At 65.3% G+C, this 14996-nt stretch carries 13 protein-coding genes; 11 read left to right on the plus strand and 2 right to left on the minus strand.

All coding sequences use genetic code 11. From position 1 onward, the window contains the following. The first annotated feature begins 19 nt into the window (after nt 1-19). A complete protein-coding gene (locus ACWEKM_RS33520) occupies nt 20-205 on the plus strand; it encodes a TetR/AcrR family transcriptional regulator C-terminal domain-containing protein (protein WP_451625025.1) in 186 nt (61 codons plus the stop codon). 73 nt (nt 206-278) lie between these two features. After that, a complete protein-coding gene (locus tag ACWEKM_RS33525) occupies nt 279-602 on the plus strand; it encodes a hypothetical protein (RefSeq protein ID WP_451625026.1) in 324 nt (107 codons plus the stop codon). Nucleotides 603-657: 55 nt separating this feature from the next. On the opposite strand, the gene ACWEKM_RS33530 is transcribed toward ACWEKM_RS33525, so the two are convergent. Then, nucleotides 658-2199 carry a nucleoside hydrolase-like domain-containing protein gene (locus tag ACWEKM_RS33530; RefSeq protein WP_451625027.1) on the minus strand — a complete coding sequence of 514 codons (1542 nt, stop codon included), beginning with the start codon at nt 2197-2199 and terminating at the stop codon, nt 658-660. Between the two features lie 132 nt (nt 2200-2331). After that, complete coding sequence (locus ACWEKM_RS33535) at nt 2332-3588, minus strand: nucleoside hydrolase-like domain-containing protein (protein ID WP_451625028.1); 1257 nt, start codon at nt 3586-3588, stop codon at nt 2332-2334. A 1017-nt stretch (nt 3589-4605) separates the two neighbouring features. On the opposite strand from ACWEKM_RS33535, the gene ACWEKM_RS33540 reads away from it, so the two are divergent. The 9 genes from ACWEKM_RS33540 (at nt 4606) to ACWEKM_RS33580 (ending at nt 14507) form a co-directional block, all read left to right on the plus strand. After that, entirely contained in the window at nt 4606-5631 is a 1026-nt protein-coding gene (locus ACWEKM_RS33540; RefSeq protein WP_451625029.1) for a sugar phosphate isomerase/epimerase family protein, read from the plus strand. After that, complete coding sequence (locus ACWEKM_RS33545) at nt 5628-6536, plus strand: transketolase (RefSeq protein WP_451625030.1); 909 nt, start codon at nt 5628-5630, stop codon at nt 6534-6536. The genes ACWEKM_RS33540 and ACWEKM_RS33545 overlap by 4 nt, the downstream gene beginning before the upstream one ends. Next, on the plus strand, nt 6533-7486 hold the full coding sequence (locus tag ACWEKM_RS33550; RefSeq protein WP_451625031.1) for a transketolase family protein: 954 nt from the start codon (nt 6533-6535) through the stop codon (nt 7484-7486). The genes ACWEKM_RS33545 and ACWEKM_RS33550 overlap by 4 nt, the downstream gene beginning before the upstream one ends. Continuing rightward, entirely contained in the window at nt 7486-8955 is a 1470-nt protein-coding gene (locus ACWEKM_RS33555; protein WP_451625032.1) for an FGGY family carbohydrate kinase, read from the plus strand. The genes ACWEKM_RS33550 and ACWEKM_RS33555 overlap by 1 nt, the downstream gene beginning before the upstream one ends. Beyond that, nucleotides 8952-9626, plus strand: coding sequence for a DUF2291 family protein (locus tag ACWEKM_RS33560; RefSeq protein WP_451625033.1), 675 nt, complete (start codon nt 8952-8954; stop codon nt 9624-9626). Before ACWEKM_RS33555 ends, ACWEKM_RS33560 begins: the two co-directional genes overlap by 4 nt. After that, the gene (locus ACWEKM_RS33565; RefSeq protein ID WP_451625034.1) at nt 9623-11182 is read left to right on the plus strand and encodes a sugar ABC transporter ATP-binding protein; all 1560 of its coding nucleotides are present in this window, start codon (nt 9623-9625) and stop codon (nt 11180-11182) included. Before ACWEKM_RS33560 ends, ACWEKM_RS33565 begins: the two co-directional genes overlap by 4 nt. After that, a complete protein-coding gene (locus tag ACWEKM_RS33570) occupies nt 11179-12339 on the plus strand; it encodes an ABC transporter permease (RefSeq protein ID WP_451625035.1) in 1161 nt (386 codons plus the stop codon). Before ACWEKM_RS33565 ends, ACWEKM_RS33570 begins: the two co-directional genes overlap by 4 nt. 80 nt (nt 12340-12419) lie before the next feature. Continuing rightward, a complete protein-coding gene (locus ACWEKM_RS33575; RefSeq protein ID WP_451625036.1) occupies nt 12420-13412 on the plus strand; it encodes a substrate-binding domain-containing protein in 993 nt (330 codons plus the stop codon). Nucleotides 13413-13538: 126 nt separating this feature from the next. Next, entirely contained in the window at nt 13539-14507 is a 969-nt protein-coding gene (locus ACWEKM_RS33580) for a sugar-binding transcriptional regulator (protein WP_451625037.1), read from the plus strand. Nucleotides 14508-14996 lie beyond the last annotated feature (489 nt).

Below are 14996 nucleotides of genomic sequence, written 5' to 3' on the forward strand. Positions count from 1 at the left end.
TGGAAGAGCGGGCACCGGAGTGGCGACGTGTGCGGCACGTCAGTTCCTGGGCCTCGCCCAGGAGCTCCTCGTCCGGCCGAGGGTCATGGCCTTCGAGGACGAGGTTGCCGACCAGTCCTCGGCGGAGGTGGTGATCGAAGAGGCCGTACTCACCTTCCTGGCCCGCTACGCACCGGCACCGGAAGGCCCGGCGCGGCCCGCCTGACCCGCCCGCCGCGCAACCACCGCATCGGTGTCCGATTCTGTATCCGACACATCCCACCCTCAAGGACCTTGTCATGCCCGCAGACACCATCACACTCGGCGACGTCGAGATCACGCGCGCCATCGAGTGGTCCGGCCCCCTCCGCACTGCCCGCTTCATCAGCCCGGACAGCGACGAGGAAACCTGGCGACGCAACCAGCAGCGGTTGGAGCCGGATTTCTGGACTCCGGCCTACGACGCCTACCGCTGCCACATCCAGACCTGGGTTCTGCGCAGCGAGGGCAAGACCATCCTGGTGGACACCGGCGTCGGCAACGACCGGGAGCGCCCACCACGGGGTGTTCAGTGGGAACCCGACACACCGCAGAACGCGAGAGTCGGCCCGGTGCACCAGTGATGCGCCGGGCCGAGCTGTCGGCTACCGCAACCGACTCCGTACCTCATCAGGATGGTCAAACAACGGTCACGACCACTCGCTGATAGGAGGTCAGGCCGCCGTCATCGGTCACCGACAAGATGAAGTGCATGGTCTGGCCGGCCTGTGCGTCCGCCGGAACAGTGACCTTCGCCGAGGAGAAGTTGCCGTTGCGCGCCTCAGTCACCCGGACGGGCGTCGTACCGTCATAGGTGTCGGCATCGGCATACCGCCACCACTTGGCCGTGAGCCTGTTCTTGTCGGGATCGCTGATCTTCGCGGTCAGCGAGATCTTCTCTCCCGGCTTCGCAGTACGGTCGAGCCGCCCCTGGACGTTGACGATCGGCTCGTGGTTGGCGTGCTTGTACTTGTCCGTGACGGTCCACTTGAGGCGTGCGGCGAAGTCCTCCTGAGCCGCCCCGAACCATCGGGCGCTCGCGTAATCGGCTGACGGCGTGCCGTTCGTTCCGATGTCCGTACCGGTGCGGCCGCCCCATCCGCCCCAACTCGGGTCAATGTCTGCCCGAAGACCATTCTGGATCAGGTTCATGTAGATGGATGTGTCTCCCTCGGAGATCCACGATCCCTTTGCCTGCGGGGGCGTCCAAACGATATAACCCATGGCCTTCAACTGCTCGGTGGTGAGGCCTGAGAACCCGAAGTGGTCGAAGATGTCGCCTGGCACCATCTGCTTTCCGTCGCCCCACACCCTGTAGAAATCCCCGAACGGACCGACGTCGGACACGTTGCCCTTTGTCCATTCGGCGGACAGGTATTTCGCATCGCCAGGCAGGACGGCAGAGCGCGCTCCGTAGCCCCAGATGCTGGTGGACATCTGACGGAACTTCACGTCGGGCCAGTTGGGCTGAATGTACTTGGCGTACATGCCGTCCTGGTCTCCGAATGACTGAATGACAGCCTTGTTGGACACCTTGCGGTAGACGTCCGGCCATTCGGGCGTTGCGAAGTACTCGTCCTTGATGGACTTCAGTGCACGAGCGATCGTCGACTGCCCGGCCCCGGTCAACAGATAGACCGGCTTACTGGACTTGTCCAGGAGAAGGCGTCGGATGAGGTTTGACCCGTCGGAGTCCTTCGAGATGTCGCCATCGAACTCGATGTTTCCGTTGAGGATCTTCGAGCGCAGGTCCTTCGGCGCGGGATACCCGTTGGCATGCTTCTTCAGGTTGGGGTAGACCTTCGTGTAGATGTCCACGGCGTCGTTGATGAATCGCTCCCCAGGCTTCCAGCGCCATGATTCACACGGGCACAGGTTCAGTCCGAAGCGCGTGTACTCGCGTCCGGGCACGAACCACTTCGTCCCCTTGCCATCGCCCGCCCAGTGGACTCCGCTGCTCGCGTATACCAGACCCTCCGTATCGAATTCGTTGCTGTAGAGCAGATACCGCACGACCGTGTTCTGGTCGTCGAGTTCTGGATCATTCATCAGAACAATGCGCGGTTTCTCCTGCTTCCCCTCGCCGGAACTGTCGCCTCGCGCTGGTGCGGGTGACGCGGTGCCGGCTCCGAAGAGTATGGTCATCAAGACCACCACGCCGAGCGCGTTCGCAAGACGCATGGATCGGCGGCTGGACGACGTGCATCTGAACATCCTTGCTCCCTTCTGGCGAATCTGCCACGACCGGGTTCGGTCAGGCCCACTGGAGCCGTGCATGTCCGGTCCCAGTTGAGTCGGCCGAACGGCTGACAGCTACTTCTTGGAGACGGTGACGACCAGGCGCTGATAGTGCTTGAGCGCGGGAGTGCCGTTGTCCTTCGCCTCCAGGATGATGTGGATGGTGGATCCGGGTGCGGCATCGGCCGGCACGGTGAACGACACGTTGCGTGTGTCCGTGCCGGTGAGGGCGACTTTCCCGGGGTAGGTGTCGGCGTCGGTGTACTGCCACCACTTGTACGACACGCGGTCACCATCAGGGTCCGTGGCGCTGCCCCTCAAGGTGATCTCGGCTCCGGGCCCGGCGGTGAGGTCGGTGCCGGGCTTCACCGAGGCCGTGGGGTTGTGGTTGGCGTCGGCGTAGGAGCGCGTGCTTCCCCACGTGGCGCGGACCGCGAAGTCGTTCTGGATGTCATCGACCCAGCGGGTCTGGGGGTATTTGCGGTCCGCTGCGTTCCCCGTGTACGGGTTGGCGTCGGAAGTGTCGATCCACCCTGAGGCGTTGGGGGTGAAGCGCCCGCCCCATCCTCCGTATGCCGGGTCCTCGGAGGAACGCGGCCGGTTGAAGTCCAGCAGGTGCAGGAACGCGGGGGAATCTCCTTCAGAGATGAAGTCGTGGACGTCGTAGCCGGAGTTCTGGTTCGCGGAGCTGGATTCCGGGCGCCAGCGGTTGTTCTCGTCGTCGCCGGGGGTCGGGTTGCCGTCCCGGTAGGTGCGGTATCGCTCCAGCAGGGGTCCGTGTCCGCTGAGGAAGTTTTTCTCCATGTACGGCGCGCGGAGCGTGTACTGGAAAGGTTCGGGGACGGCCCTCTTCCACTGGTAGGCGAAGCTCCAGTCGCTGACATCGTCGATGTTGCCGATCTTGTACAGCGAGCGGAGACGGGCCGGGGTGGGGTAGCCGTCCGTGTGCTTGTGCAGGGTGGGGTAGACCTTGGCGTACCGGTCGATGTAGTCGTTGACCCATTGGTCCCCGGTCCACCGGTACGGCGCCACGGTGTCCCTGTTGCCCGCCCAGTGGAACCGCGAGCTCGTGAGGACAATTCCGGCGGTGTCGAACTCGTTGGAGTAGTAGAGGTACCGGATGAAGGAGTCCATGTCGTCGACTTCGCCGTCGGTCGTCAGGATGACCCGCGGCTTGTGGTGGTGCTTATGTCCCGCCGATGCGGCATGGACGTCGGCGGAGGTGGTGGGTGTTGCCTGGGCCGCGGTCGGCAGGACGGCCGCCGTGAGGGCGACCAGGAGCGCCATCGAGAGCTGATGCCGTCGGCGAGGTCCCGGGTCATGGGTGTGCATGTGCCTCCTCTTGATTTCTCAGCGTGCGACCGAGTGAGGTTTCCTGTGGTTCTGACGGTTCTGCAGTGACTTGCGAAGCATGGAGGGCGTTCGAGCCCGGGAGCTGATGGTCGGATCCGTATGCGCCGGCAACAGGCGGGCCGCGGATTCGTGGACAGGCGGCCAGCCGGCGAGGGCGTCCCTGGTGGCGCCCGACCGCCGCCGCGCCATCTCAGATCGCCTGCGCTGTATGCCTATTCATGGTTGAGTCGACAGGCAAGGATTCTGTGAGTGAGTCACGGCCCTGTCAATGGATCGAACAGAAGGAGTCCGCAGAGGACGTCGGGCGCTCGTTTCGTCGCAGCGGGGCTTTCAGGGGTGGGCGTACAGAAGCGGAATGGCATGGCGACTCACCGTGAAACGCACTGACCTGCGGGGAGAGTTGGGGCGGCTGGGGGATCGCAATGCGTGCAGCAACCCGGTCGGCCATGGGCCGAGGGACCGCCGGCCACCGAAGCCGCCAGTGGGTGTCGCGTCCGGCGGAGGAAACGTGTGTCCTCGCCGTAGTCGGCAGTGCCACACCGACGCGCTGTAGGCCAGGCCCGCGGCGGTGAAGTGGTTGGCGCAGGCGCCATGGTGGATCAGGTTGGCGCAGGCATCATGGTGGATCACCGAATCGACGTCGTCCTGCTCACCGTCGATGGCCGCCACTTCACGCGGCTTTGCCGGTGCGTCGGCAGCCGCCGACGGCCAAAGCCCGGCCGCCACGGCGGAGGCAGGGCCCGTTCCCGCGGCCGGCAGATGCGAGGACACTCACCGCGGGCGTCAACGGTTTGAGATGAGGCAGCCGACCTGCCATATCGGACGGACAGCCGGCTGGGCGAAAGCGGGATGCATGTCAGCCGGCTCCCGCCAGGTGTGCCTACTGAGGCCAAGCACCGTCGGAGCGTTCCGGCCGGGAGGTGTCGCGCGTATCTCTACGGACCAGTCCTGGAAACTTTCTTGACACATAAGTAGGTCTCGCATAGCTTGCTCGGCATGTCTGATCGGGACCGCATAAAAATGCACAAGGAGCCGACCTACGGGGCCGGCATCTGGCACTTCGCCACCTACGTCGACCGGTATGCGACCGACGGCTACGGCGACCCGAGGACCGTCCTCGACGCCATCAAGCTCGCCGGAGCAGTCGGTGACCTGTCCGTCGTCGATCTGAACTGGCCATTCCCGCCCGACGGCATCGGCACCGCCGAGGTCAAGGAGGCCCTCGCTGCCGAGGGACTGCGCGCCATCGCCGTGACGCCGGAGTTCTACACCGGCGCCTTCGCCAAGGGCGGCTTCACCAATCCCGACACGGCCACTCGCCAACGTGCCATCGATCTGGTCGCCGCCTCGGCCGAGGTCGGACGCGAGCTCGGTGTCGACTACATCAAGCTGTGGCCGGGGCAGGACGGATACGACTATCCCTTCCAGGCCGATTACACCGATCTGTGGGACAAGTCCGTCGGTGCGGTGCGTGAACTGGCGCAGTCCTTCCCCGACCTGAAGTTCGCGATCGAGTACAAGCCGCGTGAGCCCCGCAACCGTATGGTCTTCTCCTCCGTCGCCCGAACCTTGCTCGCGATCGAGGACATGGGTGTCGACAACGTCGGGATTCTCCTCGACTTCGGCCACTCGTTGTACGGCGGAGAGACCCCGGCGGAAGCGGCCAGGATGGCGATCGCTCGCGACAAGCTGTTCGCCATCGACGTCAACGACAACTTCCGCGGCTGGGACGACGACATGGTCGTCGGATCGGTGCACCTTCTGGAGACGTTCGAGTTCTTCTTCGCTCTGCGCGACGCCGGCTGGGAAGGCGTATGGCAGCTCGACCAGTTCCCCTTCAGGGAGGACTCCGTGGAGGCCGCGCGCGCGGGTATCCGCACCATGCGCGCCTTCCACCACGCACTGAACTATCTCGACCGGGACGCCCTCGCGGCGGCCCAGTCTGCGCAGGACGCACTCAGTGCCCAGCGGATCGCGAAGCAGGCGCTCTACCGCGCGCTCGCGGAGAGCGAGTCGCTGTGACCACCGTTCAGGCCACATCCGGGCCGCTTGAGGTGGACGAGTCCGCCGCCGACGTCTATCTGCAACTCAGCAAGCGACTTCGCACGGCATCCCCTTTCGAGGCGGCTGCCGAGCTGGCCCGGATATCCACCCGAATCCGCCGGGACATCCTGACGACCATTCAGGCAGCCGGTATGGGCCACGTCGGCGGAGACCTCTCCGTCACGGACCTGATGGTCACCGCCATCTGGGGTTCTCTGCGCCTCAACCCGTTCGAGCCGGATGACCCGCAGCGCGACCGGTTTGTGCTGAGCAAGGGTCACTGCGCCGCCGCACTGTACTCCACGCTCGCATCCTGCGGCTTCTTCGCACAGGAGCGTCTTGCGGACTTCATGGGTCCACTGTCCCCGCTCAACGGCCACCCGAACCGGGTCAAGGTGCCCGGCGTGGAAACCAACACCGGCCCTCTCGGCCACGGTTTCCCGGTCGCCACCGGTTGTGCACTCGGTGCAAAGCTGCGCGGCGAGTCATGGCGGACCATCGTCGTGCTCGGTGACGGTGAGATCCAGGAAGGCAGCAACTGGGAAGCGGCCATGACCGCTGCGCACTACCGCCTGGACAACCTCATCGCCGTCGTGGACCGCAACCGGTTGCAGCAGGGGGCACGCACGGAGGACACCAAGACGCTCGAACCGCTGGACCGCAAATGGGCCAGTTTCGGGTGGGAGGTCCGGGTCATCGACGGCCACGACCATCGTGCGATCAAGGAAGCCTTCGGGCCTTCGGTCGCGGGGCGCCCAGTCGCCGTGATCGCCAATACGATCAAGGGTAAGGGGATTTCGTTCATGGAAGACCGGGTCGAGTGGCACCACAAGGTGCCCACCGACGAGCAGGTTCGACTCGCTCTTGAGGAGCTGAGCCGATGACCGCGCTCGACGCGCCCGCCCTCACTTTCGACTGCCGGGCCGACTTCGCGGACGAGCTGATCACTCTCGCCCGGGCCGACGATCGGATCGTGGCGGTGTGCAACGACTCGGTCGGCTCCAGCAACCTGGTTGCCTTCCGTGAGGAGTTCCCGGACCGTCTGATCAACGTGGGCATCGCCGAACAGGATCTGGTCGGGGTGTCGGCTGGACTCGCCAATGCGGGTTACATCCCTTTCGTGTCCGCTGCGGCACCCTTTCTCACCGGCCGTGCCCTGGAGCAGATCAAGGCCGATGTCGCCTATAGCGACCGACACGTGGTCCTGTGCGGTCAGAGCCCCGGCATGGCCTACGGAGAGCTGGGGCCGACCCACCATTCGATCGAGGACCTCTCCTGGATGCGGGCGGTTCCCGGATTGCAGATCGTCGTGCCGGCCGATCCCGCGCAGACCCGCAGCGCGGTGCGGTGGGCAGCCGCGTCGGGTCTCCCGTCCTATCTGCGCATCCCCCGTTTCAAGGTGCCCGCCGTCACACCGCCCGATGCCCCCTTCGAACACGGACGGGCCCTGAGGCTGACCGAGGGCACCGACGTGACACTGATCTCCGTCGGCACCATGGTCTCCCGTGCTCTGCAAGCGGCCGATCGCCTCAAGGAGCAGGGCATATCGGCGCGCGTGGTGAACATGACCTTCGTCGAACCGCTCGACGTTCAGGAGGTCCTCGCCGCTGCTGAAGACACCGGTGCCATCGTCACCGCGGAGGAGGGCCTGGTCTCCGGAGGTCTCGGTGCGGCGGTGGCGCGTGTGGTCGCGGAGTCCCGTCCGGTGCCGGTGCGCATGCTTGGCGTGCCCACGTTCGCTCCGACCGGCAGCACCTCCTTCTTGCTGGACCACTTCGGTCTGAACGCCGCGGGCATCGTCGGCGCCGCGCGTGAGGTTCTGGGGCGGGGCTGATGGAACGGCTCGTCCTCGCTGTTGACCAGGGCACCAGCTCGACCAAGGCGCTCCTGGTCAATGCTGCCGGTCGTATCGTTGCGCGCGGTGACGCGGCGCTGTCCCAGAGCCATCCGGCACCCGGTCTCGTGGAGCAGGACGCATGTGCGCTGCTGGCCGGCGTGCAGACGGCGATCGCTGCTTGCGTGAAAGGAATCGATCCCCGAGCGGTCGTGGGGATCGGGCTGAGTACCCAGCGCGAGTCTGTGGTCCTCTGGGAGACGGGGACGGGCCGGCCGGTCGCACCATTGGTGAGCTGGCAGGACCAGCGAGGGGCCGAACGAGCCGCTCGCCTCGAAGGAACGCCGTTCGCCGACCTGGTCCGCCAACGGACCGGACTTCCGCTCGACCCCATGTTCTCCGCTTTGAAGATGGCCGCACTTCTCGATGAGCACGATCCGACCCGCGAACTCGTGAGCCGCGGTCGGTTGCGCCTCGGCACGGTCGACAGCTGGCTTGTCAACGCCATCACCGGAGCGTTCGTCACGGAGATCGGAAACGCCTCACGCACTCAGTTGCTCAACCTCCAAACCGGAGCATTCGACGAGGAACTGCTGACGGCGTTCGGCGTACCCGAGCGGGCCCTGGGGGAGGTGATCGCTTCGACCGGTCCTTTCGGACACACCAGCGGCTTCGATCCTCTGCCCGACGGCATCCCTGTTGCCGCGGTGCTGGGGGACTCGCACTCAGCGTTGTTCGCCCACGCCGGATGGCGACCGGGCGTGACCAAGGCGACATACGGCACTGGCTCGTCCGTGATGACCCTGACCTCTTCGCTCGGAGCCGCCGGAGCCATCTGCGACACCATCGCATGGTCGGTCGGCAGGCCGTCCTTCGCTCAGGAGGCGAACGTCCGCTCCAGTGGACGTACGCTGACCTGGCTGGCCGATCTTCTCGGCGCAACCGTGGAAGAGATCGTCGAGCTCGCGGAGTGCTCCGACGCCGAGGGCGTGACACTCGTCCCCGCCTTCGGCGGTATCGGGGCACCGTGGTGGGACACCAGGGCACAGCCTCTGCTCGCCGGCTTCAGTCTGGGAACCGGCCGTGGGCAAGTGGCCCGGGCCGCGCTGGAATCGGTGGCCCATCAAGTCGACGACGTGCTCGGTGCCATGACGGGGATCGACCGAGTGATGGCTGACGGCGGCCTGACGCGCAGCACGGCCCTCATGCAACTCCAGGCAGATCTCAGCGGCGTGGAAGTGGCCAGGACCCATCATCCGGATCTCTCGGCCGCCGGGGTCGCAGATCTCGCCGGACTGGTACTCGGCCTGTGGTCCACCCCCGATCTGGAAAAGCGGGCCGATGACGGTCTCGAAATCTTCACCCCCACATGGAGCGAGGACCGACGCAAGGCGGCCGCCTCGCGATGGCATGAGCGCCTGCTGGCCGCCCGCGAACTGGGGGCCCGAGGAAACGAGAGGACATCATGACAGTAGTGCCCCAGGGCCGATCCACAGCGGACAGCGCTCGCCGACGCAATCCCATCACTCTCGGCCGCGGCAGCCTCATCGCACTTGTGGTCGTGCTCGCCGCGATGCTGGCCTCCACGACCTACCGCTCCGACAGCCAGGGCGCGCCCGGTCAGGCAGCCAAGTTCGATGCCGCCAAGTACGGTGCTGCCACGTACAAGCCGAAGGTCGTTCCAGCCATCCACAAGAACGCCGTCGACCTCGCCGTCCTGCACAAGGCACTCACGGCCGACAGCACTGCGGCGGGAAAGAAGTACGGCCACCGCGACGGCACCGGCCTCTACAGCTACGCGGTCACCCTCACCGGCACGGCCGGCAAGGCCGCGAGCGGGCTGCTGCCCGTCACCGTGCCGGGCCTGGGCAAGGCCCGCGTCTCCGTCCAGATCGGGCCGGCCATCAACGGGACTGCGCTGCGTGACGCTTCCGGCTTCATCAAGTTCGGCCAGTTCGTCAACCAGGTCGACTACGCCGATGCGGGCACCGCGCTGAACAACCAGATGAAGGCAACGCTCCTTGCCCATGTGGACGCCGCCTCGCTCCAGGGCCAGAAGGTCACCGTCGTCGGTGCGACAAGCCCGCTCACCGATGACCTGCTCACGGTCACGCCGATCTCGATCGAGTCCGCGTCGTGACCGCCACGGCCTCGCGGACGCGCACCGCCTCGCGCACACCGATCCTGCAGGCTGTCGACGTCACCAAGATCTACGGCGGCACCAAGGCCCTGAAAGGTGTCGGCCTCGATGTCGCGTTCGGGCGTGTCCTGGTGCTGTTCGGCGAGAACGGTGCCGGCAAGTCGACTCTGATGAAGATCCTCAGCGGCGTCGAATCGCCCACCAGGGGGCACATCGAACTCGACGGCGAGGCAGTGCAGTTCGGCAACGCCCGTGACGCTGCCGACCGTGGAATCTCCATCATCCACCAGGAACTGAGCCTGTGCCCGAACCTGAGCATCCAGGACAACCTCTTCCTGGGACGCGAGCAGACCAGGCGCGGCCTTGTGAGCCGCACCGTCCAGCGCGAGAAGGCGAAGGCGGTTCTGGGGCGCCTGGACGAGAGCCTCGATCCCGACGGCCTGGTCAGTGATCTGCGCCTGGGACAACAGCAACTGGTGGAGATCGCCCGAGCCCTGCTGCAGAACGCACGCGTACTGATCATGGACGAGCCGACCTCGGCACTCAGCGCCCCGGAGGTCGAAGTCCTCTTCCAGGTCATCCGTGAACTCACCGCCGAAGGCGTTGCGGTGATCTACATCTCCCACCACCTCGAAGAAGCACTGGACATCGCCGACGACGTGGCCGTGCTACGGGACGGTTCGATGGTCGCGACGGCGGCGGTCGGCGATGTCGACCTCGCCTGGGTGGTCCGCACCATGGTCGGACGCGAGCAGGACAGCCTTTTCCCCATGCGTGAGCCCAGGCTCGGACCAGTCGCGGTGGAAACCGTGGACCTGTCGGTCGCCGATCCCTCCAACCCCGACCGTCTCGCAGTGGACGGTGTCTCGCTGCGGATCCGAGCAGGCGAGACAGTAGGTATCTATGGACTCATGGGAAGCGGGCGCACCGAACTCCTGGAGTGCCTGGCCGGTCGGCTGCCCGCAGCGTCGGGAGACGTCCGCCTGCACGGCGAACCGCTGACAGGCTCCATCCGTCGGCGCATCCAGGCGGGGGTCGCCCTGGTTCCGGAGGACCGTCAGCGCGACGGACTCGTCCAGACGATGAGCGTCGGTGAGAACCTGTCCCTTGCCGCCCTCACACGTTTTGTCCGACGGCTCATTGTCAGCCGTAGCCGCGAACGATCCTCGGTCGAGTCGATGATCAACGACGTCACCGTGAAGACATCCGGTGCAGACGCGCCCATCGGTTCACTGAGCGGCGGCAACCAGCAGAAGGTCGTCATCGGCAAGGCCCTGATGACCGATCCCCGGGTTCTGCTGCTCGACGAGCCTTCGCGCGGCGTGGACGTCGCTGCCAAGGCGGATGTCTTTGACGTCATGGCGCAGCAGGCGCAACGCGGACTGGCCGTGCTGTTCACCACGTCCGAGGCCGAAGAAGCGCTCCACATCCCCGACCGCCTGCTCGTCCTGGTCCGCGGACGTCTGGTCGCGGATCTACCACCCAGCAGGATCACGCGAGACCGGCTGATGAGCCTGGCCGACGGAGCAGACACCACTGAAGAGGGCCTGCAATGACCGACACTCTGACCACCGAACACGCCTCTTCCCTGCAGCAGAGCCGACAAGCCGCGGCGGAGGCCCGGCGCCTGAAGACCCTCAACTCCATCTTCGAACTCCGGGCATTCATCGCACTCGGCGTACTGATCGTCGTCTTCAGCCTTCTGTCCGACTCCTTCCTCACCGTCGACAACGTCATCACGATGACCAAGCACGTCGCGATCAACGCGGTACTCGCGCTGGGCATGCTGCTCGTCATCCTCAAAGGCGGCATCGACCTGTCGGTCGGCTCCACCGTGGGCCTCTCCGGAGTCATCGCGGGTGAAGCGCTCAAGGGGTTGCACATCAGCGCCTTCGGGGTCGTCGCCTACCCACCCGTGTGGGCAGTGGTCGTCCTGTGCCTGATGATGGGCGCCGTCGTCGGCACCCTCAACGGCATCCTCATCACCCGTCTGAACGTCGCACCTTTCATCGCCACACTGGGCATGCTCTACGTGGCACGTGGTGCGGCCCTGCTGATCTCCGGCGGCACCACCTACCCCAACCTCGGCGGCGACCCCAGCACCCACAACACGGGATTCGGCTGGATAGGCGCCGGCCGCCCGCTGGGCCTGCCGGTGGCCATCTGGATGATGATCGCGCTGGCCGTCATCGTTGCGGTGCTGCTGCGCTCCACCGCGTTCGGGCGCTGGCTGTATGCGACCGGCGGCAACGAACGAGCCACCGAACTCACCGGTGTTCCCGTCAAACGCGTCAAGACGATCGTCTACGTCGTCTCGGGTACCTGCGCCGCCCTCTCCGGAGTCATCATCGCCTCCGAACTCACCTCGGCAGCCCCACAGGCCGGCGACAGCTTCGAACTCAACGCCATCGCAGCCGTCGTCATCGGCGGTGCCGCCCTTTCCGGGGGACGCGGCAATGTACGCGGCACCCTGGTCGGCGCCTTCGTGATCGGCTTCCTGGCCGACGGCCTCGTCATCCTCGGCGTCTCCACGTTCTGGCAGACGTTCATCAAGGGCGCCGTCATCATCATCGCCGTCATCCTCGACCAGAGCCAGCAGCGGTTCCAGCGACGAGGTGCGGCCGCCTCGGCAGTCGCCGTCGCAACCGCACAGTCCGACCCGGCCGAACCAGGGCCGAACCACACCACCGCGTCCTCCGACACCTCCCGCTGAGGAAACCCACCCACAAGTTTCCCCCCACGCCTCATCCTCTTCCACTCGCGTCAGCGCTGACGCACATTCAGGAGGGCCACGTGTCCCACTCTCGACGTCACCTGCTCACCGCGGCGACCGCCGCCGTCACCGCAGGGCTGCTCCTCACTCTCAGCGCGTGCGGTTCGTCGGACGACTCCGGCACGGGCACCAAGGCCCCGAACTCGAACAAGAGCAACCTGATCGCCATCATCACCCCGTCGCCGGACAATCCCTTCTTCAAGGCTGAAGGGGAGGCGGCCAAGGCCAAGGCCGAGAGCATGGGCTACAAGACCTCCGTGGCCTCACACGACGACGACCCGAACAAGCAGAGTGAACTGGTCGACGCCGCCATCTCCCGCCATGCAGCGGCGATCATCCTCGACAACGCCGGAGCTGACGCGTCGATCGGCCCTGTCCAGAAGGCGGCGAAGGCGGGAATCCCCGTTCTCCTCATCGACCGGGAGATCAACAAGACCGGCGTCGCCAAGGCGCAGATCGTGTCCAACAACTCCCAGGGTGCTCAGATCGCCGCTCAGGAGTTCGTCAAGGGCATGAAGGAGAAGGGCAACTACGTCGAACTCACCGGTAAGGCATCCGACACCAACGCCGGTGTCCGCTCCAAGGGCTACAACGACGTCATCTCCCAGTACCCGGGCATGAAGAGGGTCGCCCAGCAGTCCGCCAACTGGGACCAGCAGGAGGCTTTCAGCAAGATGGAGACCATCCTCCAGCGCAACCCGAACATACAGGGTGTCATCGCCGGCAACGACACCATGGCCCTCGGGGCGCTCGCGGCCCTGAAGTCCGCGAAGAAGACGGGTGTGGTCGTCGTAGGCTTCGATGGAAGCCCCGACGCCATCGCTCAGATCAAGTCCGGCGCGATGCTGGCCACCGCTCTGCAGCCGGCAGCCCTCGGAGCCCAGCAGGCCGTGGAGCAGGCAGACAAGTTCATCAAGACCGGCAAGACCGGGCAGCCGGAGAAGCAGTCCATCGACTGTGAACTGGTCACCAAGGCAAATGCCGACGACTTCGGAGTGTTCGCCAGGAAGTAGAAAACCAGTCAACGGTACGGGGCGAAGGCGACAAAACACGCTTTGCCCCGTAACCATTCAACTCCAGCCTGTATAATCAGATACTTCGGACAACCGTTTACGCGCCAGAGGAGACAGGACTCACCGGTGGTGATCGCTTCCAAGCCGAGCCAGGATCACCTGCGACTACTCGTCAAAGTAGCTCGCATGTATCACGAGCGTGGGCTGCGGCAGCCCGAGATCGCCTCACAACTCAACATGTCCCAGCCGCGGGTCTCCCGTCTACTGAAAGAGGCAGCGGACCGGAACATAGTTCGCACAGTCGTGGTCTCCCCCGACGGAATTCACGCTGAAATCGAAGAGGCACTGATCGAGCGGTACGAACTCCGGGACGCCGTCATCGTGGACACCGAAGGCACGGGAACGGATGTCATCCCTGCTCTTGCCGCTGCCACGGCAACGTATCTGGACGCCACCCTCAAGGGCGGTGACGTCATCGGCATTTCGTCCTGGAGCGCGACGCTACTTGAGGCAGTCAACGTCATGCACGCCAAGAACCCGCCCGTGGCAGAGGACGTGGTTCAGATCGTCGGAGGCTCCGGAAGCCCTGAAGTCCAACTCCACGCCACCCGGCTCACCGGCCGCCTGGCCGAACTCACCGGGGCTCGGCCCGTTTTTGCACCGTCCGCCGCTCTCGTGGGCAGCCGTGAACTGCGCGACCTCCTGTCACAGGAGCCCGCAGTGGCTGCCGTGATGAAGGCGTGGTCCCGCCTCACGCTCGCCCTGGTAGGCATCGGGACCCTGGACCCCTCTCCGCTGCTGCGTCGCTCCGGAAATGCGATTGCCGCAGACGAACAACGCCAACTTGAGGAACTGGGAGCAGTCGGCGACGTCTGTACACGCTATTTCGACGCGGAGGGTCGTGCCGTAGCCGCCCCCTTCAACGATCGCATCATCGGCATCGCCCCGGAACAACTAAGAAGCATTGATCGTCGAATCGGAGTCGCCGGCGGTATGGCGAAACTGGCAGCCATTCGAGGGGCTGTCCGAGGTGGTTGGGTCAATATCCTCATCACCGACATCGAAGTTGCCCGCGCCCTTTTGAACCGCCGTTAGAGCTGTGACCATATAGGTTCGCCGGGTTGCTGTTGACATGAAGTGTTCGATAAAACGCATGTACTGGTGTGATCCGGCAGCATCGCCACGGTTACGCCGCAGGCTTTCGCCGTCGCCTCCCCACTGACGCGCCAAGTCGGCTACGGAGTCAGCCCGTTCAAGGAGCGGACTGGTGGTCCACGTGGACGCCCGCCCGTAGCTCGCATAGTTCGCATCGCCGCGCCTGAAGCCGCGAAATCAGCTCCTTGTGATGGGCGGTAGCAGCGCTTGGCCGACGGTCATCAAGGACCGCTTTTTTCCGCCGTTTCAGGGGAATACCGCCCGAATCATGCGACCAGTGAGGTTTTCTCAACGGTGATCACTTCCAGATTCCGTTGAGGACGAGGGCGGCCCTGGCGATGTCGCCGATCCGACTGGGGCTGAGCGTGACGTATTGCAGGGTGCGCCATCGCTGTTTGAGCTCGGCGGCGGTGCGCTCGCCCAGGGCTC

The sequence above is a fragment of the Streptomyces sp. NPDC004752 genome (assembly GCF_053601275.1).